Genomic DNA, 18,501 nt, shown 5'->3' on the forward strand with positions numbered 1-18,501 from the left:
CCGCGCTGCTTCTCTGCCGGAGACGCACGATAGATTGCCATGAGCAATCTCCGAATGGTCTAACCCAAACGCGGGCCGCTCTGTTGCGCCGAACTCGCTGGAGGCCGGGAACTGATGGCGTCGTCCGAGGTGAACGAGCCGGCACCTGCCTGGCGAGTCCATGGCGAGAAGAGGATCTACGAGAACCGGTGGGTGACCCTGTCTCGCGTCGACATCGAACCCCCTGGTGTCGATCGATTCGAGCACCATGTCGTCCGTCTGAACAGCGCCGCTATCGCTGCGGTCGTTGACAGCCAGGATCGGGTGCTTATGCTGCGCCAGTACCGCTTCGTGCCGGACAAGTGGGCTTGGGAGCTACCCGGCGGTCTCCTGGATCCTGGCGAAGATGCAGCCGTTACAGCCGCCCGGGAAGTCGAGGAGGAGACCGGGTGGCGGCCTCATGCTCTTCGGAGAGTCCTCGCCTATCAACCGATCATCGGCATGGTCGACGCACCCCACGTGATCTTCGTCGGCCGGGGTGCCGACCTGGTGGGCGAGCCTGAGCGTGGCGAAGAGTCCGGCGAGGTTGCCTGGATCCCGCTGGCAGTTGTCCGTGACCTGATCGCGAAGGGCGAGATCCTCAGCTCTGGAACGCTGCTGGCGCTGCTCCACATCCTGGCCTTCGGCATCGAGCCGGGACGGCCTTAAACCGCCCGCATCAACCGCTCTACCCGGCGGCGATGCCGCACCGACCCGGTCTGGCCGGCCAGACGTCGTGCCGTGAGTAGGCACGATCGTGCGTCTTCGGCTTCCTCTCGAACGAGGTGAGCCTGGGCCAGGTGGCTGTACACCCCGGCACGAGCCCGGACAAAGGTCGGGTCCATCGTCTCGAGCACCCCGTATAGCTCTCCGACGGCGTTGTCGTCGCCGATGAGAGCCAGCGTATTGCCGCGCCATCGATCGAAATGGCTTCGGTTCAGGAAGATGCTGACCATCTCCGGGTCTCGATCGTCGCTGTCCGGCGGCAGGTCAGCTACGGCGCGATCAACGGCGCGCCGGCAGTCCTCCGGAAGACCAGCCAGCGCGCACAGCTCCCCTTCCACCGCGTTCAACCATGCGGAAAGTCGGCTCGATACTCGGCTGCCCCCGGTTCGCTGTGCTTCCCGTGCCAGCGAGACAGCCAGATCGTGCCTTCCGGCCTCGACGAGGACGTATGCCTGCTCCGCCATAGCGTGCGCCAGGTATGCGATCTCATCGGCGTCTCGGGCCGCCGTCTTCGCAAGCTCGTAGTGGCGCCAGGCTCTATCCGCCGCACCGACGTCCAGCGCTTGCCAAGCCGCCAGGGTGGCGGCCCCGGCGAGCGCGATCGCAACAGGCCTCCGGGCGTCCGGCAGAACGGCGAAAGTCAAGACCTCTTGCAGAGCGGCCAGATGTGAGCCCATCTGATCGACGAGGGATGCGGCTCCGGCTTGCCGGTCCATGGTGCGCAGCAACTCCGTCTGGGCGAGCAGGGTGCCAACCATCCCCCGGCCCACGCTACGCGCGGAGTCGATCGACTCAAGCAGCTGGACGTAGCCGTCCGAACTGAGTGGCACCGGACCGGGGTCATCGCCGAACAACTCTCCGTCGGTGACTCCGAGAACGGCGCGAAGGATTACGGCATAGGAATCGGACAGCGCCCTCCGCCCGTTCTCCCATTCCGATACATAGACGATGAGGCTCGGAGTGGACGCGATTCCGAGGCCTCGGCGTCGTGCATACTCTTCGATTCCAGCCACGAGACGGCGCTGGGACCATCCACGCGCGTTGCGCGCCTCCCGTAAGCCGATCGAGTACATCCCGCCCTCCTGAACTCGCGAGACTGCCAGGTCTCAGGATGCCGAGACTTCCTGCTCAAGCCCAGGGGTTAACCCTGATCTGTTAATAGCTATTGGCTTTCACGGTCTCCCGGCAGGAGCTTGCCTTGGTTGATGCCCAACCCGCCTGAAGCGCAAATGATCAAGTAATTCGTCTCAATCGACGGCAGGCGCAGGGATTGGAAACGGCACGTCCCCGAGGTCTTGGAGGCCCTGCATGTCCGGGAACACGTACTACGCGACATCGGCGGAGCGGCAGCTCAGCGAGGCACAGGCGATTCTCGACGAGCATGTGACATCGAGCGCGACCGGACGCTGTCTGGCCTGCGATTCGCTGGGTCCGTGCTGGCGGCGGGAGAACGCGGTGGTGATCTTCTCGCGCACGCTGAGGTTGCCGACCCGGCAGCCTGGCGCGACACGCCCTGAACTGGTCGGTGCCGTCCGCGTCGGTGCTCCGGGCCTGCTGGCCGGGCAGTCATGATCGCGAGCACCTGCGTGGCCCTGTCGCAAGCGGGGAGAGAGCAACGATGACGACGCTCCCGGTAGACGGCCCCGCGGTGGTTGGCGACGGTCCCCCGAGGCTGCGCGTGGTGACGAGGGCTGCCGCAGCGTGGGACGCCGCGGTGATCGGGGCCGAACAACGTCGGCAGTGGGCACGAGCTGATCAGGCACGGGTGCACTGGGTGTTGGCCTTGCATGGCCTTGGCTGCTGTGAAGACGCGGTGGCGGTTCTCCGGCAAGCGTGGGACGGCACGATCATCGGACAGCGCGACGGCGTCGTGATGGCGGCGATCCTGTGTCTGAGACTGCTGGAGCGGTGCGGCCGTCACGACGAGGCAGGCTTGCTGTGGGCGGAGATGGAGACCAGCACGACAGGAGAGATGCGGCGGCGGGCACTCGACGTCCTGACGGGTCCTCGGAACAAGTGGCTGAACGAGGACGACGCTCGATCGCACCGCGCGGTTTGCGCCTATCGCCGGCACAAAGAGGCGACTGAGACCTGCTGACCCACCCAGATCACACTCATCAGTGGCAAGCCGGGCTCGCCCGGCGCGGCAGCACCTCAGAGCGCACCCCGACGCCTCCCGGCCCGTGCCGATGATTTAGACGTTTCCGCGCATGGCGTCAGAGTTCTCAGGACTCGGAAGCACCGGCGCGGACTGCCCAACACGAGTCATCACGCGCGAGCACCGACCCGGATCCGCGGCCGCCTCGGGATCATTTCCATTCACTTGCATCATTACCTGTGGCTCGTACTTTTGAAGGCAGCGGCCGAGCGACCCCTCGCATGGGTCAGAGCGTCGCGGGAAGGGGGTTCTCGATGATGCATGGTGGCAACACCCCGTAGCACTCAACCGCGGTAGCACCGAGGCATTCTCTCCTCTGAAAAGCTCACGACGGCGTAATCGGCCGCCTGGTGCCGGGTTGCGGGCGGCCGGTCATGGCGGTTCGGCCCGGCACCGGTCGTCCGGATCCGGTCGTCGGAACGGTCCACCGGAAGCCTCCTGCTGTCGCGCCTGCCTGCGCCCTGCCCCTACGGGCGGGAGGGGGACCGGCCGAAGGCCGCAGGCCCCTCCCCGCACCCACACCCCTTCCCTTCTCCCGGTCTGACCTCCTTGACCAAGTAGGGAAAGTTGTACGCACTCCGACGGTCCCGTTCCGTCTCCAGCGATCAGGCGGGCACCTTCCCGTACCGCTGATCAGCGCATCCGGGGATTCGGACCCCTGCACCCGGTCAAGGGCCTGCCACTGCCTCCAGCCGGTGACCTCACGCCCTCCGTGGCGTCAAACGACGGACCCATCCAACACAGGAGTTGATCAACGTATGCAGAGCAACATCCCGATCGACATGACACGCCTGACCGGCCTGATGTGCGTCTCCGCGCCGGAGCAGCGCACCGACATGGATGGTCAGGTCCGCAAGGACCGCGACGGCAACACCCTCTGGGTGACCGGTGTAGCGCTCCGGCGCACCGGCACCCGGAAGGCGTCTGTCATCGACGTACAGACCGCTGCCGAGCCCGTCGGCGTCACCGAGGGCACCATGGTCGGCCTCACCGAACTGGACGTGTCGCTGTGGGAGATCGAGGGCCGGCACGGCCTCTCCTACCGCGCCGCGTCGATCTACGCCCGGCAGCCCGAGACGACCCGATCGGCTCGGGGCGCCAAGGCGGAGGCTTGATGGCCCCACCGAACCCCGTCACTGGCCCTGCGCTGCAGCTGGATCACCTGGCCGAGCTGGGGCGCACGCTGATTCCGTACGCAACCATCGCCGTAGGCCTCTGGGCCCTCACCGGGGTGCTCCTGGCGTGGAAGGCTCGCCGAGCCTGGTGGTACCTCTACGGCTTCTGGTTCCTACGGCTACGTATGGCCCGGTCATGGCGCCGACTGTGCCTGAACGCCGGGCTGACCGCCATCGCCACCGGAGTCCCTCATCGCGCGGGCTACGGCATTAACAGCCGGCCGATCATGCCGCTGTTGTTCAAGGTCCGGCCACGTTCCCACGGCGCAAACGCACTGATCAGCTTCAATGCGGGTCAGACTCCCACTCAGTTCATCGAAGCGGCCGACGCGATGGCGCACGCATGGCGGGTCCACGCGGTCCGCGTCCTCGCCTCCGGGCGAGGCCGGGTCAAGGTGACCATCCTCAAGGAGGATCCGCTGCAGGGCCTCCCGGAGAGCCTCGGCCACTACCTGCATCGAGCCTCGCTCAAGCAACCGGGCGAGGTGCCGACCATGGACGACCTGATCGCCACGGTCGGTGCCCGTGAGGACGGCGAGCCCTGGACCATCGACCTCGGCGTCTTCCCGCACTGGCTGATCACCGGGGCCACCCAGTCCGGCAAGTCCACGCTGATCAACGCTGCGGTGTCGCAGTGGGCGACCCGGCCGATCGCCCTGATCGGCATCGACTGCAAGGGCGGCATGGAACTCGGTCCGCACGCGCCACGACTATCGGCTCTCGCCACCGACCGTCAGCAGGCGGCGTTCCTGCTCGAACGGCTACGCGAGGAGGCCACGCGCCGGATGCAACTGTGCAGGGAACATCGGCAGCGCAGCATCTGGCTCCTGCCGAATCCGATACGTCCCGTACCGATCATCGTCATCGTCGACGAGCTCGCTGAGCTGTACCTGGTCGCCTCCCGGCAGGAGAAGGAGACGGCCGCGAACGCTACGGCGAACCTGCTGCGCCTGGCCCAGCTCGGCGCCGCACTCGGGATCCACCTCGTCGTCGCCGGCCAGCGGGTCGGCTCCGACTTCGGCAACGGCGTGACGGCGCTGCGCGCCCAGCTCGGTGGCCGGGTCTGTCTCGCGGTCAACGACAAGGAGACCGCGGTCATGACCCTCGGCGACCTCTACCCGGACGCCGTCGAGGCCGCCCAGCAGATCAGTCCGGCCGAGAAGGGTGTCGCGATCACCACCGCCGACGTCTTCGGCTGGGTCCGCGCCCGCTCGATCAAGTTTCCACCCGAGGTCCTCGACACCGCGATCGAGGCCACCGCACATCTCACGCCGGATCTGCCCGGCATCGACCATCCAGCCCTGTTCTGACACCTGAGAAAGGAGGCTCCATGCCGCTGAGCAGCCACGCCCGACAGCAAGGAGCACGACTATGCGAGAACACTACGACGGGATGTCGTTCACCGATCATGAAGTCCTGACCACCGCCACCCACCCTGACTTCCGCGCCTGGCTCGCCCGCATCAAGCACATCGGCGGCTGCCAGCACCCGATCCACCTCGTCGGCCACACCTTCGTTCTGGAGGCCGGCACCGGTCGGCTGCTGTCCGCGCTCACCTCGGAGTCGCAGCCCCACAAGCGGCTCACCATCGCCTGCGGCAACCGGCGTATCTCCCGCTGCGAGCCGTGCGGACGACTCCACCAGGGCGACACCTACCACCTCATCGCCGCTGGCCTGGCAGGCGGCAAGAACGTCCCGGGCACCGTGCGCACCCACCCGCGCGTCTTCGCCACCTTCACCGCACCCAGCTTCGGCGCGGTCCACCGGCACAGCGCCGGCGGCCCCTGCCGTCCCCGCAAGATCACTGTCACTTGCTCGCACGGTCAGCCCTTGGCCTGCACCGACCGGCACACCTCCGAGGACCCGATCATCGGCTCGCCGTTGTGCTCCGGCTGCTACCACTATCGGGCCGCGGTCCTGTTCAACGCCCACACCCGCGACCTGTGGCAGCGCCTCAACCGCAACCTCTACGAAGACCTCGCCCGTACGATCGGCGTCTCCCGCAGCGTCATGCGCCGCAGCGTCCGGGTCTCCTACGCCAAGGTCGCCGAGTGGCAACGGCGCGGCACGATCCACTTCCACGCCGTGATCCGCTTCGACGGCCCGGAGGGTCACGCCGACCCTCCACCGGCCTGGGCCTCGACCGGGCTCCTCATCAGCACGATCCGGGCTGCCACCCGGCGAGTCTCCTTCACCGTTCCCGGCACCTCGACGGTGCTGCGTTTGGGTGCACAGCTCGACATCCGGCCCATCGCACCCGGTAGCACCGGCGAGGACCTGACCGAACGAGCGGTCGCCTCCTACATCGCCAAGTACGTCAGCAAACCCGACATCACCGGGGTCACCGTCGACCGGCCCGTCCGCGACCTCGCCACCATCGCGATCCTCCCGGTCACCCAACACACCCGCACCATGATCCGAACCTGCTGGCTCCTCGGCGGCTTGCCCGAGCACCGGCCGGCCAACCTCCGCCGTTGGGCACATCAGCTCGGCTACCGCGGCCACACCGCCACCAAGAGTCGCCGCTACTCCACCACCTACACCGCACTCCGCGCCGCCCGTGCCGATCACCGCCGGACTAGCAACGGCGAAGTGGGGCACGGCGACGACGACGTCACCGAGAAGCACTGGCGCTACAGCCACACCGGACACACCGCCGGGCAAGCCATGTTCGCGGAGGACATCGCCGCGGACCTCAAGGCCTCGCGGGAGGGCGGTGAGGGGTCCTGAGGCGGAGGCATTGGACCGAGGAGGCGGTCCGCGAACTCGGGCTCACCACCGACATCGAAACAGCGGCGTCCGTCCTGGGAATCGGTCGGAGTAAGGCCTACACACTCGCCAGGGAGGGTGAATTTCCCGTACGGATCATCCGGGTCGGCCGGAACTATCTCGTGCCTGTCCCGGCGATTCTGGAGCTTCTCGGCGTCCCGGGCGGTCGATCCACGCCGGGGAGCGGTGATTTCCGCCACGGTCAAATGGCGGTCAAATGATCAACGGGCTGGTTGCCAGATTCGGCTACCAGCCCGTTTACCAGGTGTTTCTTGTGGAGCTGTGGGGATTTGAACCCCAGACCCCCTCGATGCGAACGAGGTGCGCTACCAGACTGCGCCACAGCCCCTTGGAACTGATGAAAGGCTAACAGGTCGGCTGGGCGGCCCGCGAACCACCCCCACCCCGTACCCCGAAGATCAGGAAGCGTGGTGGTGACGCCCACCGGCTTCGTAGGGGCGACCGCGCAGCCCGCCCCGCCGGCGGTAGGAGACGGAGCCGCCGTTGGCGGCGACCGGAAGGTCGGAGGGCTCCCGGTCCAGGCCCATCGCCGCACGCCGTACCGCTTCGCGCTGGGCGGCGAGGCGGCGCTGGGCTTCCCGGCGGGCGGCGGCGCGGCGGGCCTGTTCACGGCGGACCTCGGCCTGGCGGGCGGCGAGCCAGGCCGCTTCCCGGGCCTGGACGCGCCGGCGGCGGCGGTCGGCGATGGCGTGGTTGCGCAGGTGTACGAGGTACAGCCCGAGCAGGCTCCCGGTGACCGCGAAGCTGATCCAGAACCCGGGCCCGACGGCCACGACACCGACCAGTTCGATCGCGTTGAGCAGCACGAGCGCGGCGAAGACCCGGCGGCGGCGGACGACGGCGGGTGCGCCGCGGCGTTGCGGTGCCCGGCGGGGCGGGCGTTTGCCCGTGACCAGCCGAAGCCGGCGTTCGGGCGCCGCACCCACGCCGGGGTCACCCTTTGGAGCGGGGACCGTAACCGTGACCTGGCGGGCGGGGTTGATCGGTCGGCGTCCGGGCACGGTGCGGCGACGGCGCCGGCGCTGGAGCACCCGAGCCGTCGACGACGCCCGCTCCGCGGCGAGTCGCTCGGTGGCGTCGTACCGGCGTACCAGCGCCGGGGCGAGGGCGAGCAATCCGGCCGCGGCGAGGACGGCGAGGAGCACCGAGGTCGGCACCCTCACCCCTCCGATCCGCCACGGAAAAAGACACGACGAAGGCGAGGTTACGGGCGGTAGCGGTGATATCTCGCGCGCCGCGCCGGTAGCGTTCTGACCTACAAGATCAATTCGCCTTGCGTACGCGTCTCCAGCGCGCCATCAGGCCACCCTCGGCGGCGACCTCTTCGCTGGTCATCGCATAACCGAGGTGATCGCGCCAGCCGCCGTCGATGTGCATGTAGCGCTGGTGGTACGCCTCCTCGCGGAACCCCAGCTTCTCCACCACCCGGCGGCTCGGCCCGTTCTCCGGCCGGATGTTGACCTCGATGCGGTGCAGCCCGCCCGGCCCGAACGCATGGTCGACAGCGAGCGCCAGCGCCGTCGGGATCACCCCGCGCCCGGCGACCCGGTGATCGACCCAGTAGCCGGCGTACGCCGACGCGAACGCCCGCCGCACGATGTTGCCCAGGTTGACGTGGCCGACCAGCCGTTCCGTGCCGTCCTCGACCAGGCAGACGGCGAACGGCATGCTGTCACCGGACCGGGCGGCCCGTTTCATGTCGCGGTACACGTAGCCGTACGCCCGGGGTGAGTTCATCTCGGCCCACGGCCCGGGCGGCGCCGACTCCCACGGGGCCAGCCAGGCCTGATTCGCGATCCGCACCTCGGACCAGGCCCGCGCGTCACCCCGCTGGTACGGCCGTAACAGCACAGCCCCGTCCGCCAGCACAGCGGGCCAGCCGGGCGTGGCAGCCCCCAGCATTCATCGCCTCCGGTCGAGCAACAGCACGTCGACGGTCGAGCCCGCGGCCGCTGTGGTGACTCGTTCGCCGAGCACCAGCAGGCCGTTCGCCTCGGCCAAACCGGAGAGAGTGTACGGCCCGCCCGCCAGTGGCTGCACCGTGTAACCGCCGCCACGTCGTTCCGCGACGTGCGCGGGCCGGAACTCGCGCAGCCCGCCGGGCGACGACACCGTCTCCAGCAGGTGCGCCTTGACCCCGGGCCGGAACACCGGCTCCGCCCCGGCGAGCACCTGGATCACCGGCCGGGCCAGCACCTCGAACCCGATCAGCGCGGCGCCCGGCTCGCCCGGCAGGCAGACGACCGGCACCTCCTCGCCACCGACGGTGCCGAAGCCGAGGGCGGTGCCGGGGCAGAGCGCGACGTCGGTGAACTCGACGGTCCCGCGGCCGGAGCCGGGCCGGGACAGCACCCGGCGCAGCATGTCACCGGGCCCGGTGCCGGTGCCGCCGGTCGTGATGATCAGGTCGGCCCGCAGCGTCTGGTCCTCGAGCAGGCCGCGGAGTCCTTCCGGGTCGTCGTCGCAGATGCCGATCCGGTACGCCAGGGCGCCCGCCTCCACCGCGGCCGCGGTCAGGGCGTGCGAGTTGGCGTCGACGACCTGGCCGGGCTGGCTGGGCCGGCCGACGTCGACGAGTTCGTCGCCGGTGGCCACGACGACCACCCGCGGGCTGGGCCGGACCAGGACGTGCCCGATGCCGGCGGCGGCGAAGACGGCCACCATCGGCGGGGTGACGTACGAGCCGGCCGGGGCGAGCATCTGCCCGACGGCGAGTTCCTCACCGGCGCGGCGTACCCCCGAACCGCGTTTCGGGGCGTGCAGGATCTCCACCGCGGCCATGCCCTGGTCGGTCCAGTGCACCGGGACGACCACGTCGGCGCCGATCGGCAGCGGCGCCCCGGCCGCCACCGAGAAACAGGTGCCCGGCGTGATCCGGACCGGGCGCCAGTGCGCGGCGCCCATGTCACCGACCACGTTGAGCCGGACGCTGCGGGCGCCCGGCTCGAACTGCCCGAACGACGGGTGCGACCCGATGCGCCCGGCGCCGGCCAGGTCTTCCCATCGGGCCGCGTACCCGTCGATCGCGGCCTGGTCGAACGCCGGGAACGGGTGCGGGGCGACCACGTCGGCCGCCAGCACGTTCCCGTGCGCCTGCGTGAGATCGAGGTCGAGCGGAGGCAGCGCGCGGAGCCTGCGCAGCACGCTGCCCAGGTACTCGGCGAGAGGCATCAGCTCGTTGGCGGCCGCCTCACGATCGGCCGTCGCGGTCATCCCTTCCGGCCGCCGACGAATTCGGTGAGCCAGGCCAGGAACTCCTCACCGAGGTCGGGCCGCTTCACCGCGAGCTGGACGACGGCCTGCAGGTAGCCCAGCGGCATGCCGGTGTCGTACCGGTGGCCGCGGTAGACGATGCCGTGCACCGGCACGCCGTCGGCGAGCATCGTCGCCATCGCGTCGGTCAGCTGGATCTCGCCGCCGGCGCCGGGCTTGGTGTCGGCGATGACGTCGAAGATCTTGCCGGGCAGCACGTACCGGCCGAGGACCGCCAGGTTGCTCGGAGCCTCCTCCGGGGACGGCTTCTCGACCAGCCCGGTGACCTCGACGACGTCCGGGTCGCCGGTCTCCTTCACCGAGGCGATGCCGTAGCGGGAGGTCTCGTGCGGGGCGACCTCCATGAAGGCGAGGACGATGCCGCCGGTCTTGGCCTGCAGGTCGAGCATGGCCGGGAGCAGGGGCTTGTCCTCCTCCACGAACTCGTCGCCGAGCAGCACCGCGAACGGCTCGTCGCCGACGTGCGCGGCGGCGCGGCCGACGGCGTGCCCGAGGCCGAGGGCCTCACCCTGCCGGACCGTGTAGACGTCGGCGATCTCGCTGGAGCGGCGCACCGCGGCGAGACGCTCCTGGTCGCCCTTCTTCTCCAGCCGGTCCTCGATGTCGGGCCGGCGGTCGAAGTGGTCCACCATCGCGGTCTTGCCACGGCCGGTGACCAGCAGGACGTCGGTGATGCCGGCGGCGGCCGCCTCCTCGACGATGTACTGCAGAACCGGCCGGTCCACGACCGGCAGCAGCTCCTTGGGAACGGCCTTGGTAGCCGGCAGGAAGCGGGTGGCGAGTCCCGCTGCCGGGATCACCGCTTTGACGGCGCGCTTCGTCGTCATTCGTCACTTCACCTTCGCTGTTTCATGCCCGGACATGCGCCGAGACTAGCGGCCTCGGCCGTGTCTCGGCGGTTGCGGCCCACCGGTGACAGCGGGCGCGGCATCCAGATGCCCCCCGGGCACGGCTTCAGAAACCCGTTCGGCGAGACGGTACGTGTCCCGGCCGGCGTTCTTCGCCGCGTACAGCGCCTCGTCGGCGGCGTCGAGCACCTCCTGGGCGGTCGCCCCGTGCTCCGGGAACACCGCTATCCCGATCGAGACGCTGATCGAGATCCGGTCGTCGAGGTCCGGCCGGCGAGGATCGACCGGCACCGGCCAGTCCCGTACCGCGGCGCCCAGCCGCTCGGCGACTATCACTCCGCCGTACGCGTCCGTCTCCGGCAGCAGCACCACGAACTCCTCACCGCCCTGACGGAACGCCACGTCGACCTCACGCAGGCCGATCCGGATCCGCCGGGCGAACTCGCCCAGCACCTGGTCACCCGCCGTGTGCCCGTACGTGTCGTTCACCTCCTTGAAGTGATCCAGGTCGAGGACCAGGACGGTGAGCATCCGGCCGAACCGGCTGGCCCGCTCCACCTCGCGGCGCAGCACCTCGCGCAGATAACGGTAGTTCCACAGACCGGTCAGCGGGTCGGTCAACGACAGACGCTGCGCCTCCTCGTGCACCCGCACGTTGTGCACCGCCACCCCGGCCTGCCCGGCGAACGTCCGCAGGGTCCGCAGGTCGCTGTCCTCGAAACCCGGCCCGCCCAGCCGGTCGTAGAGGGCCAGCACGCCGAGCACGCCCGGCTCCGGGTCGGCGTCCTCGTTCGGCGGGGCACAGATCGGCACAGCGAGATACGACTCACATCGTGGCTCGTCCGGGGCGGCGCCGCTCGTACCCCGCAAGGGTGACCCGGTCGCCGCGACCGTCCCCAGCACGCCGCGGCCCGGCGCCAGCCGCCGCTGCGACAGCTCGGCGGCCGGCACGTCCCAGTCCCCGGTCAGCCCGGAGCCGCAACGGACGGCCAGCCTGCCGTCCGCCGGATCGGCCAGCACGATCAGCCCGGCCCGGGCGCCGGTGGCGGTCATCGCGGTCCGCAGGATCACCGGCAGGATCCGGTCCAGATCGTGGGTGCTGGACAGGGTGTCGCCGAGGATCGCCAGATGCCGCCGGAGCTGGTCCCGGCTGGCGGTCAGCGCCTGCACGTAGGACTGCAGCTCCCGGGTCATCCGGTTGAAGGTGCCGGCCAGCCGGCCCAGCTCGTCCGGGCGCGGGATCGGCACACGGGTGTCCAGGTCGCCGTTGGCCACCCGGTCCGCGGCCCAGGCCAGGTCACCGAGCGGGCGGGTGGTGGAACGGGCCAGCCAGCGCGCGGCCAGGATCGCCACGGCGGCGGTGACCAGCACGATCAGCGGCAGCAGCGCGAACCGCAGCGGGGACTCGCGGGCCGGCACGCTCAGGCTCAGGGCGAGCGGGCGGCCGGGGGCGGCGGCCAGGTGGCGGTGGGTGGCTCCGGCGGCGTCCGGCGGTCCCGCGCCGAGCGCGACGCCCGCGCCGGCGATCTCCCCCAGCCGGTTCAGCAATGCGGCGTCGATCCGCTGGGCTGCGGTCACTGTCGCTTCTGCGGCGTACGCCGACGCAGCGATCGCCGTGGCCCTCTCCCCTGTTCCCGCGGCCGTCTGCCCGTTTCCTCCCGCGGCTGCCGGCCCGGTTTCGCCCGTTCCCCCTTGCTCGTCAACTCCCGTGGCCGCGCGCCCGTCCTCCCCCGCCGCGGCCTGGCCGGGGTCTGCCGGAGATGCCTGGCCCGCCGCTGCTGTCGGCGCCGGGTCCGTGCAGTTCTGCCAGCCGGGTGTGCCGGAGTCGCCGAAGGTGCCGGAACGGCCCATGATCGGCTGATCTGGATCGGTCACGGTGATCGCGGTGGCCAGCCCTCGGGCGACCAGCTGATCAACGACCGCGGCCCGGCTCTCGGCCGGGACAACGGCAACGGCGTCAGCGGCGGCCTGCAACTGGCGGCAGATCGCGCCGACCGAGGCGTTCACCGTCGCCTCCGCGTGATCGAGACGCTCTGTGGTCCGCTCCCGGTTCACAGCCCCGACGGTCAGCGCGACGAAGATGGACCCCAGCAGGACCGGACCGAGCACGACCACCAGGAATGCGCTGGTCAGCCGGCCACGTAGTGTCACACATCCTCCCGGGAGTGGCCCTCTCTTCCAGCGATGCTGACATAGTGTGTGCCGTTTGCCGGTTTCCGTAAGGGGGTGTTGCATGTCGGATTTAACCGCTGATGCGGAAAAATCACGGCAAATCAAGATCGCGCTCCGCACTCGCCTACTCACGGCGCGTCGATCACTTTCCGCCAGCGTCCGACTCGCGGCTGCCGCCCAACTGCAGGATCAAACCCTTGCCCTGGTACGCCGTACCCGCCCCCGCATCATCGCCGCCTACGTCCCCGTCGGCTCCGAACCCGGCGGCCCCGACCTGCCCTTCCTCCTCGCCGCCGAACTTCCGCCGGACGGCCGCCTCCTGCTGCCCGTCCTGCTCCCCGACAACGACCTGGACTGGGCCGCCTTCACCGGAACCCTGGCCGACGCCCCTCGCGCCCTCCGCGAACCGACCGGCCCCCACCTCGGCCCCGACGCGATCCGCTCCGCCGACCTGGTTCTCGTGCCCGCCTTGGCCGTCTCCCACAACGGCACCCGAATGGGCCGGGGCGGCGGCTCGTACGACCGCGCCCTCTCCCGCCTCCTCCCCTCACCCCCGTCCGACCTCTCTCCTTCCGGCCCGCCAACCGCGACGCACTTGCCCGGCCGACCTTTCTCAGGCCCGCTGACCGTGGCGCTTCTCCATGACGGCGAGGACGTCGAGACCGTCCCCGCCGAGCCGCACGACCGCCGCGTCCAGGCCGTGATCACCCCCAGCGGCGGTTTCTCCCCGCGCCCGCTGTGACGACAGCCACCGGCCGCTTCTCCCTCAGGCTGGGCGTCGAGTGGACGAATTGACCTCCGATGCCGCAACATTGGCACTCGGAGTTGGCGAGTGCCAGCAGCCGAATGATCCGGAGGAGCCGTGCCTACCTACCAGTACGCCTGCACCGAATGCGGTGAGCAGCTCGAAGCCGTGCAGTCGTTCTCCGACCCGGCGCTCACCGAGTGCCCGAACTGCCAGGGCAAGCTCCGCAAGGTCTTCAACTCGGTCGGCATCGTCTTCAAGGGTTCGGGTTTCTACCGCAACGACTCCCGCGCCGGCAGTGTGAGCGCCGAGAAGTCCTCGACCAGCGAGCCCGCCAAGAAGGCCGACTCCACTTCGTCGTCTTCGTCCGCATCCTCGTCGACGCCTTCGTCGAGTTCGACCACCTCGTCGTCCTCGTCGTCTTCCAGCGGCGGAGCGAAGACGCCGGCGTCTTCTTGACGCCCCTTCGGGACGCGGCCCCCGCTGCTCAGTGATCGCGTGCCGCCCCGGCGCACGGGCTTGAGCTCCAACTGCCCCGGCCACTTGATCGAAATGGCCCGGCCAACTGGCCGGGCCATTCTCATGGGGCGCCGCCGCGGCCGGCCCTGGCCACGCCCATCCGCCTCTTCCTCAACGCCCCTCCTACGCCTTCCCGCGGCCCTCGACGCTCCTTCCAGGCGTGGCCCGCGCGCTTCCCGATGCTCCTTCACGCGTCGCCTGCACCTACCAAGATCCGCTGATCGCTCGCTGGTTCTCCACAGCACCTGGCTGCCCACAGGGACGGATCCATAGCCGGACGGCGGCTGCCTAATCTCGGCGCGTTCGCTCCCGCAGCGCCCCGAGCAGCCGCCCCTTCCGGAAAGCCCGGTTCGGCAATTGGATCCTGGAGGTCAGATGCCTCGCCCCGACACGGCACCACCCGACGAGCGCCTCGACCCGGTGCGCTGGCGTCGACCGGGTCGCGGCACCCTGCTTCGCCTGGCTTCGGTGGCCGTGCTGTTGGTCACGGCCGCAGGTGTCCTCTGGATCGAGCCGACCGGCTGCACACCGCTCTCGACGCCATCGCCGCTCTCCGTGTCCGCCGGCAGCCCTTCGGCGCCGCCGCCTGGCGCGGCCCGGCCCGCACGCGCGATCCCACCGGGCAGCGTCGGAGTTCCGGTGCGGCTCGCCGATCCGACCGCGCTGACCGTGGTACGCCCCGGCAACCGCGTCGACCTGCTGCGCATCGACAACGACCGGGACCGGAGCGTCCCGGTCGCGAGCGGCGCCCTGGTCCTGGAGGTCACCGGCGCCGACGATCCCGTCACCGGTGGCCTGCTGCTCGCATTGGCCCCGGCCGAGGCCGACCGCGCGATCTCCACCGCGGGCCGCGGCTTCGCCATCGTGATCCGCCCGAGCTGACCCCCGGTGCAGCGGGAACTCTCCGCCCGGGCGGCGGAAGGCCAGTCCCAGTGCGGCGGAAGGCGCCGGTCCCGGCTCGGCAAGGGGTATCGATTCCATCACCGGGCGGTGGGTATCGGTGCCAACACCAGGCGCAGGCGGATGTCAGCCCTCACCCGGCGCGAGGCATCGATCCCAGGGCGGGACGAATGGTTCCAGCCTCGACACGGCGAGAGGGGTCAGTCCCAGTGCGGCGGGCGGTCCTCCAGCAGCCGGTCGTCATTGGAGTAGGAGCGCTCGCCCCAGCCCCGCTCGGTGTCGTCGCGGGTCTGCTCGGGCAACACCGGCGCCCCTTCGGACTCGAAGTCCACCTCACGCTCGGCGTCGTTGTCCCGTTCAGGGCCCTCCAGGATGTCCACGACTACGAGGGTAAGCCGACAGCGGCGCAGCCGTCGTCCCCCTCCGGCTGTACCGTCGGTGAACGTGAGTTCCCCCACCGGTCTTCCGGACGACGACGCCTACTGGCAGCGGCCCGATTCTGCCGCCGAGTCACTGGGCCGCCCCGATCCCGCGCCGCCGGCTCCCGAGCCCCCCGGCTACCAGGGGCCGCCACGCGCCGCGCCGCCCCCGGCCGACTGGCGCCCGCCGACGATCGCGCATCCGCCGCCGCCGCGCCGGATGCCGGTGCAGGACAACATCGCTCTCGACGAGGCGGAGGGCTCGGCCCGGACCGTCACCTACGGCATCGGCCTGGTCGCCGGCGCCATCGCCCTCGTCGTCATGTGCCTGCTCTGCGCCCGCCTCGTCTTCTGACCACACCCTGGTGGGGCCCACCTCGGCCGATCGCCGCAGACCACCCGGATCGTCCTCGCGGCCACGTCCGGTCGACCCCGAGCGCGGTATGACCGCCTCCAGAGCATCCCGCCCACATCCGGACCTGCCCGGACCACCCCAGCCCAGTCCGACCACATCCGGACCACCCCGCGCACTCTCGACCATGCCCGAATCGCCCGGCACCGTCCGACCACGTCCGAACCGCCGGAGACCCACCAGTGACAGCGCCCGAACCGCCTTCGAAAAAACAGGCCCGCCCGCGCCCTGACGGTGCCCAGCGCACCGGTCAGTAGCTGCCCCACACCGCCGTCGCGCCCGAGTCGCCGGTCTCGTAGAGGTAGTACACGCTGACGGCGGCGAGCACCACCAGCACGAGAGCGATACCCAGGTCGGCGAACTTGGGCAGGGCCCGCGGGTTCCGGGCGGTCAGGACGACCAGGATCAGGCTGACGACGCCGAGCGCCAGGGTCAGCCAGAAGGTGACCGTCCCGTTCTCCATGTGCCCGTCGAGGATGATCTTGCCTTTGGGGGAGACCCGGTTCTCGCTGAGCAGCCGGTTGTAGAACTCGGTACCGGAGAGCTTGGTGATCAGGGCGGCGATCGGCGCGGTGACGGACAGCAGCGCCACAGCCCAGCCGATCTTGGGTCGCCAGGACGCCACGAGGCCGTAGACGATCGCGCCCAACGCCAGCAAAGGCACGAAGATGACCGCGGCGTGAAGCACGAGCACATGTACCGGCAAACCGTTGAACTGGTCTAACACCATTCCTCCTCGATCCGGGCGAAACGATCCGGGCGAAACGATCCGGTAGAACGATCCGGGAGATCCCGGTCCGGGGTGACCGCCAGCTTAGGAGTCTTCTGACGGCGCAAACATCCCCTGCGACCCAAGTCGTGATCGAACCGCGCCGTACCGGTTGGTGAATCCGTGCTGTCATGGACGCATGTCGACCGGTACGGAACTGCTGCGTGAACACGGGTTGCGGGTCACCCGTCCGCGGCTCGCCGTGCTGGAGGTTCTCACCGGCGGCGGTCACCTGGAGGTCGACGAGATCGCCCAGCGGGTGCGCGGGCGTCTCGACTCCGTCTCGACCCAGGCGGTGTACGACGTACTGGGCGCACTGACCCGGGCCGGCCTGGCCCGCCGCATCGAGCCGGCCGGCAGTCCCGCCCGTTTCGAGGCCCGGGTCGGCGACAACCACCACCACATCGTGTGCCGTGGCTGTGGCGTGATCGCCGACGTCGACTGCGCGGTGGGCCGGCGGCCCTGTCTGACCCCGGTCGAGACGCACGGTTTCGAGCTGGACGAGGCCGAGATCACCTTCTGGGGGCTGTGCCCCTCCTGCCGTGTCCGCCGCGACGGCGACCGGTTCGCGCCGCCGGGGTGACCGCGACGGGCACGCATGAGTGGCACCCGGCGACGGTCGTGAGGGAACGCCTGCGGCGGCTCGGGAGTGCCACGGGACCTCGCGTGGCCCGTACCGGGAAGAAAGCGTGATCGGCGAGGGCGTGGCACGCTGGAGGTATGACGGGAGACGTGGGGCTGTTCGGACCGGATTCGGTCACCTGGAAGCTGCACCGCGAACCCATCCTGATGCTGGGTGGTCTGCGGTCGCTGTACCTGCAGGCGCTTCACCCCCGCGCGGTCGCCGGCGTGGCACAGAACTCGGGTTATCAGGCCGACCCGTGGGGCCGGCTGCTCCGCACGTCGCACTACGTCGGCACGGTGATCTTCGGCAGCACCGCGGAGGCGGAGCAGGCCGCGAGCCGGTTGCGGCGGCTGCACGCCACGATGACGGCGGTCGACCCGCGGACCGGCGAGCGGTTCCGCATCGACGAGCCGGACCTGCTGCGCTGGGTGCACGTGGCCGAGGTCGAGTCGTTCCTGACCACGGCCGTGCGTGCCGGGGTGAGCCTGACCCCGGACGAGGTGGACGGCTATTACGCCGAGCAGCTGCGGTCCGCCGCGCTGGTCGGCCTGGACCCGGCGACCGTGCCGTCGACCGCCGCCGAGGTCGCCGCCTATTACGAGGCGATCCGGCCGGAGCTGGGCCTGACCCGGGACGGCGCGGAGGCCGCCCTCTTCCTGACCGTGCCACCGGTCCCGGAGCGCTGGGGCGGGCTGCCGCTGCGGCTCAGCCTGACTCTCGGCCCGACCCGATGGGCGTACCTCGGGATCGCCGCGACGGCTGCGGGTCTGCTGCCGCCATGGGCGCGGAAGATGTACGGCGGGCTCGGCTGGCCGACCACCGACCTGGCCGCCGACCTCTCCACCCGCAGCCTCCGCGCCCTGATCTCGGGCGTCCTGGCCGCGCTGCCGCAGCAGTACCGCATCGCCCCGCTGCACCGCGCCGCCCTGGAACGCGCCGGCCTGGCCTGACC

The 18,501-nt window shown here is 70.3% G+C and carries 21 protein-coding genes and 1 tRNA gene; 13 read left to right on the forward strand and 9 right to left on the reverse strand.

The window, feature by feature from the left end:
* The first annotated feature begins 114 nt into the window (after nucleotides 1-114).
* Nucleotides 115-687 carry an NUDIX hydrolase gene (locus ACZ3II_RS02600; RefSeq protein WP_465515860.1) on the forward strand — a complete coding sequence of 191 codons (573 nt, stop codon included), beginning with the start codon at nucleotides 115-117 and terminating at the stop codon, nucleotides 685-687.
* Here ACZ3II_RS02600 and ACZ3II_RS02605 read toward each other — a convergent pair.
* Nucleotides 684-1,817 carry a helix-turn-helix transcriptional regulator gene (locus tag ACZ3II_RS02605; protein ID WP_465515861.1) on the reverse strand — a complete coding sequence of 378 codons (1,134 nt, stop codon included), beginning with the start codon at nucleotides 1,815-1,817 and terminating at the stop codon, nucleotides 684-686. The genes ACZ3II_RS02600 and ACZ3II_RS02605 overlap by 4 nt on opposite strands.
* 235 nt (nucleotides 1,818-2,052) lie before the next feature.
* On the opposite strand from ACZ3II_RS02605, the gene ACZ3II_RS02610 reads away from it, so the two are divergent.
* The 6 genes from ACZ3II_RS02610 to ACZ3II_RS02635 all read left to right on the forward strand — a co-directional run bounded on the left by ACZ3II_RS02610 (nucleotide 2,053) and on the right by ACZ3II_RS02635 (nucleotide 7,067).
* Nucleotides 2,053-2,316 carry a hypothetical protein gene (locus ACZ3II_RS02610; protein WP_465515862.1) on the forward strand — a complete coding sequence of 88 codons (264 nt, stop codon included), beginning with the start codon at nucleotides 2,053-2,055 and terminating at the stop codon, nucleotides 2,314-2,316.
* Nucleotides 2,317-2,362: 46 nt separating this feature from the next.
* Complete coding sequence (locus ACZ3II_RS02615) at nucleotides 2,363-2,842, forward strand: hypothetical protein (RefSeq protein WP_465515863.1); 480 nt, start codon at nucleotides 2,363-2,365, stop codon at nucleotides 2,840-2,842.
* Between the two features lie 842 nt (nucleotides 2,843-3,684).
* A complete protein-coding gene (locus ACZ3II_RS02620; RefSeq protein WP_465515864.1) occupies nucleotides 3,685-4,017 on the forward strand; it encodes a hypothetical protein in 333 nt (110 codons plus the stop codon).
* Nucleotides 4,018-4,409: 392 nt separating this feature from the next.
* The gene (locus ACZ3II_RS02625; protein ID WP_465515865.1) at nucleotides 4,410-5,387 is read left to right on the forward strand and encodes an FtsK/SpoIIIE domain-containing protein; all 978 of its coding nucleotides are present in this window, start codon (nucleotides 4,410-4,412) and stop codon (nucleotides 5,385-5,387) included.
* A gap of 61 nt (nucleotides 5,388-5,448) precedes the next feature.
* Nucleotides 5,449-6,807, forward strand: a complete 1,359-nt coding sequence (locus ACZ3II_RS02630) for a replication initiator (RefSeq protein WP_465515866.1) — start codon at nucleotides 5,449-5,451, stop codon at nucleotides 6,805-6,807.
* Nucleotides 6,808-6,860: 53 nt separating this feature from the next.
* A complete protein-coding gene (locus tag ACZ3II_RS02635; RefSeq protein ID WP_465516589.1) occupies nucleotides 6,861-7,067 on the forward strand; it encodes a helix-turn-helix domain-containing protein in 207 nt (68 codons plus the stop codon).
* A 54-nt stretch (nucleotides 7,068-7,121) separates the two neighbouring features.
* On the opposite strand, the gene ACZ3II_RS02640 is transcribed toward ACZ3II_RS02635, so the two are convergent.
* From ACZ3II_RS02640 to ACZ3II_RS02665, 6 genes are all read right to left on the reverse strand, one after another.
* Nucleotides 7,122-7,195: transfer RNA gene (locus tag ACZ3II_RS02640), tRNA-Ala, on the reverse strand.
* Between the two features lie 70 nt (nucleotides 7,196-7,265).
* A complete protein-coding gene (sepX, locus tag ACZ3II_RS02645; protein WP_465515867.1) occupies nucleotides 7,266-8,030 on the reverse strand; it encodes a divisome protein SepX/GlpR in 765 nt (254 codons plus the stop codon).
* Nucleotides 8,031-8,130: 100 nt separating this feature from the next.
* Nucleotides 8,131-8,769 carry a GNAT family N-acetyltransferase gene (locus ACZ3II_RS02650; RefSeq protein WP_465515868.1) on the reverse strand — a complete coding sequence of 213 codons (639 nt, stop codon included), beginning with the start codon at nucleotides 8,767-8,769 and terminating at the stop codon, nucleotides 8,131-8,133.
* Nucleotides 8,770-10,080: a molybdopterin molybdotransferase MoeA gene (locus ACZ3II_RS02655; RefSeq protein ID WP_465515869.1), complete on the reverse strand. Its 1,311-nt coding sequence runs from the start codon at nucleotides 10,078-10,080 to the stop codon at nucleotides 8,770-8,772. It lies immediately after the preceding gene.
* On the reverse strand, nucleotides 10,077-10,967 hold the full coding sequence (locus ACZ3II_RS02660) for a UTP--glucose-1-phosphate uridylyltransferase (RefSeq protein WP_465515870.1): 891 nt from the start codon (nucleotides 10,965-10,967) through the stop codon (nucleotides 10,077-10,079). Before ACZ3II_RS02660 ends, ACZ3II_RS02655 begins: the two co-directional genes overlap by 4 nt.
* Nucleotides 10,968-11,012: 45 nt before the next feature.
* A complete protein-coding gene (locus ACZ3II_RS02665) occupies nucleotides 11,013-13,139 on the reverse strand; it encodes a GGDEF domain-containing protein (protein ID WP_465515871.1) in 2,127 nt (708 codons plus the stop codon).
* An 82-nt stretch (nucleotides 13,140-13,221) separates the two neighbouring features.
* Between ACZ3II_RS02665 and ACZ3II_RS02670 the strand changes: the two genes are divergently transcribed.
* From ACZ3II_RS02670 to ACZ3II_RS02680, 3 genes are all read left to right on the forward strand, one after another.
* Nucleotides 13,222-13,902, forward strand: coding sequence for a 5-formyltetrahydrofolate cyclo-ligase (locus ACZ3II_RS02670; RefSeq protein WP_465515872.1), 681 nt, complete (start codon nucleotides 13,222-13,224; stop codon nucleotides 13,900-13,902).
* Between the two features lie 120 nt (nucleotides 13,903-14,022).
* The gene (locus ACZ3II_RS02675) at nucleotides 14,023-14,364 is read left to right on the forward strand and encodes an FmdB family zinc ribbon protein (protein WP_465515873.1); all 342 of its coding nucleotides are present in this window, start codon (nucleotides 14,023-14,025) and stop codon (nucleotides 14,362-14,364) included.
* Between the two features lie 528 nt (nucleotides 14,365-14,892).
* Nucleotides 14,893-15,306 (forward strand): hypothetical protein, encoded by a 414-nt coding sequence (locus tag ACZ3II_RS02680; RefSeq protein WP_465515874.1) that lies wholly within the window; start codon nucleotides 14,893-14,895, stop codon nucleotides 15,304-15,306.
* Between the two features lie 218 nt (nucleotides 15,307-15,524).
* Here the strand turns inward: ACZ3II_RS02680 and ACZ3II_RS02685 are convergent, their stop codons facing one another.
* Nucleotides 15,525-15,704, reverse strand: coding sequence for a hypothetical protein (locus ACZ3II_RS02685; protein ID WP_465515875.1), 180 nt, complete (start codon nucleotides 15,702-15,704; stop codon nucleotides 15,525-15,527).
* A gap of 64 nt (nucleotides 15,705-15,768) precedes the next feature.
* Between ACZ3II_RS02685 and ACZ3II_RS02690 the strand changes: the two genes are divergently transcribed.
* The gene (locus tag ACZ3II_RS02690) at nucleotides 15,769-16,098 is read left to right on the forward strand and encodes a translation initiation factor 2 (RefSeq protein WP_465515876.1); all 330 of its coding nucleotides are present in this window, start codon (nucleotides 15,769-15,771) and stop codon (nucleotides 16,096-16,098) included.
* Between the two features lie 307 nt (nucleotides 16,099-16,405).
* Here the strand turns inward: ACZ3II_RS02690 and ACZ3II_RS02695 are convergent, their stop codons facing one another.
* Nucleotides 16,406-16,819 carry a DUF2231 domain-containing protein gene (locus ACZ3II_RS02695; RefSeq protein WP_465515877.1) on the reverse strand — a complete coding sequence of 138 codons (414 nt, stop codon included), beginning with the start codon at nucleotides 16,817-16,819 and terminating at the stop codon, nucleotides 16,406-16,408.
* Between the two features lie 244 nt (nucleotides 16,820-17,063).
* Between ACZ3II_RS02695 and ACZ3II_RS02700 the strand changes: the two genes are divergently transcribed.
* Nucleotides 17,064-17,507 carry a Fur family transcriptional regulator gene (locus ACZ3II_RS02700; protein ID WP_465515878.1) on the forward strand — a complete coding sequence of 148 codons (444 nt, stop codon included), beginning with the start codon at nucleotides 17,064-17,066 and terminating at the stop codon, nucleotides 17,505-17,507.
* A gap of 137 nt (nucleotides 17,508-17,644) precedes the next feature.
* A complete protein-coding gene (locus ACZ3II_RS02705; RefSeq protein WP_465515879.1) occupies nucleotides 17,645-18,499 on the forward strand; it encodes an oxygenase MpaB family protein in 855 nt (284 codons plus the stop codon).
* Nucleotides 18,500-18,501: the final 2 nt, after the last annotated feature.

It is taken from the genome of Actinoplanes sp. NPDC019969 (assembly GCF_055562375.1).

What these genes read in the sequence shown, in the direction of transcription:
- ACZ3II_RS02615 (WP_465515863.1), top strand. Translation starts at nt 2,363, where the DNA reads ATGACGACGCTCCCGGTAGACGGCCCCGCGGTGGTTGGCGACGGTCCC.
- ACZ3II_RS02660 (WP_465515870.1), bottom strand. Translation starts at nt 10,967, where the DNA reads ATGACGACGAAGCGCGCCGTCAAAGCGGTGATCCCGGCAGCGGGACTC.
- ACZ3II_RS02700 (WP_465515878.1), top strand. Translation starts at nt 17,064, where the DNA reads ATGTCGACCGGTACGGAACTGCTGCGTGAACACGGGTTGCGGGTCACC.
- ACZ3II_RS02625 (WP_465515865.1), top strand. Translation starts at nt 4,410, where the DNA reads ATGGCGCACGCATGGCGGGTCCACGCGGTCCGCGTCCTCGCCTCCGGG.
- ACZ3II_RS02670 (WP_465515872.1), top strand. Translation starts at nt 13,222, where the DNA reads ATGTCGGATTTAACCGCTGATGCGGAAAAATCACGGCAAATCAAGATC.
- ACZ3II_RS02630 (WP_465515866.1), top strand. Translation starts at nt 5,449, where the DNA reads ATGCGAGAACACTACGACGGGATGTCGTTCACCGATCATGAAGTCCTG.
- ACZ3II_RS02705 (WP_465515879.1), top strand. Translation starts at nt 17,645, where the DNA reads ATGACGGGAGACGTGGGGCTGTTCGGACCGGATTCGGTCACCTGGAAG.
- ACZ3II_RS02605 (WP_465515861.1), bottom strand. Translation starts at nt 1,817, where the DNA reads ATGTACTCGATCGGCTTACGGGAGGCGCGCAACGCGCGTGGATGGTCC.
- ACZ3II_RS02620 (WP_465515864.1), top strand. Translation starts at nt 3,685, where the DNA reads ATGACACGCCTGACCGGCCTGATGTGCGTCTCCGCGCCGGAGCAGCGC.
- ACZ3II_RS02610 (WP_465515862.1), top strand. Translation starts at nt 2,053, where the DNA reads ATGTCCGGGAACACGTACTACGCGACATCGGCGGAGCGGCAGCTCAGC.
- ACZ3II_RS02655 (WP_465515869.1), bottom strand. Translation starts at nt 10,080, where the DNA reads ATGACCGCGACGGCCGATCGTGAGGCGGCCGCCAACGAGCTGATGCCT.
- ACZ3II_RS02650 (WP_465515868.1), bottom strand. Translation starts at nt 8,769, where the DNA reads ATGCTGGGGGCTGCCACGCCCGGCTGGCCCGCTGTGCTGGCGGACGGG.
- ACZ3II_RS02600 (WP_465515860.1), top strand. Translation starts at nt 115, where the DNA reads ATGGCGTCGTCCGAGGTGAACGAGCCGGCACCTGCCTGGCGAGTCCAT.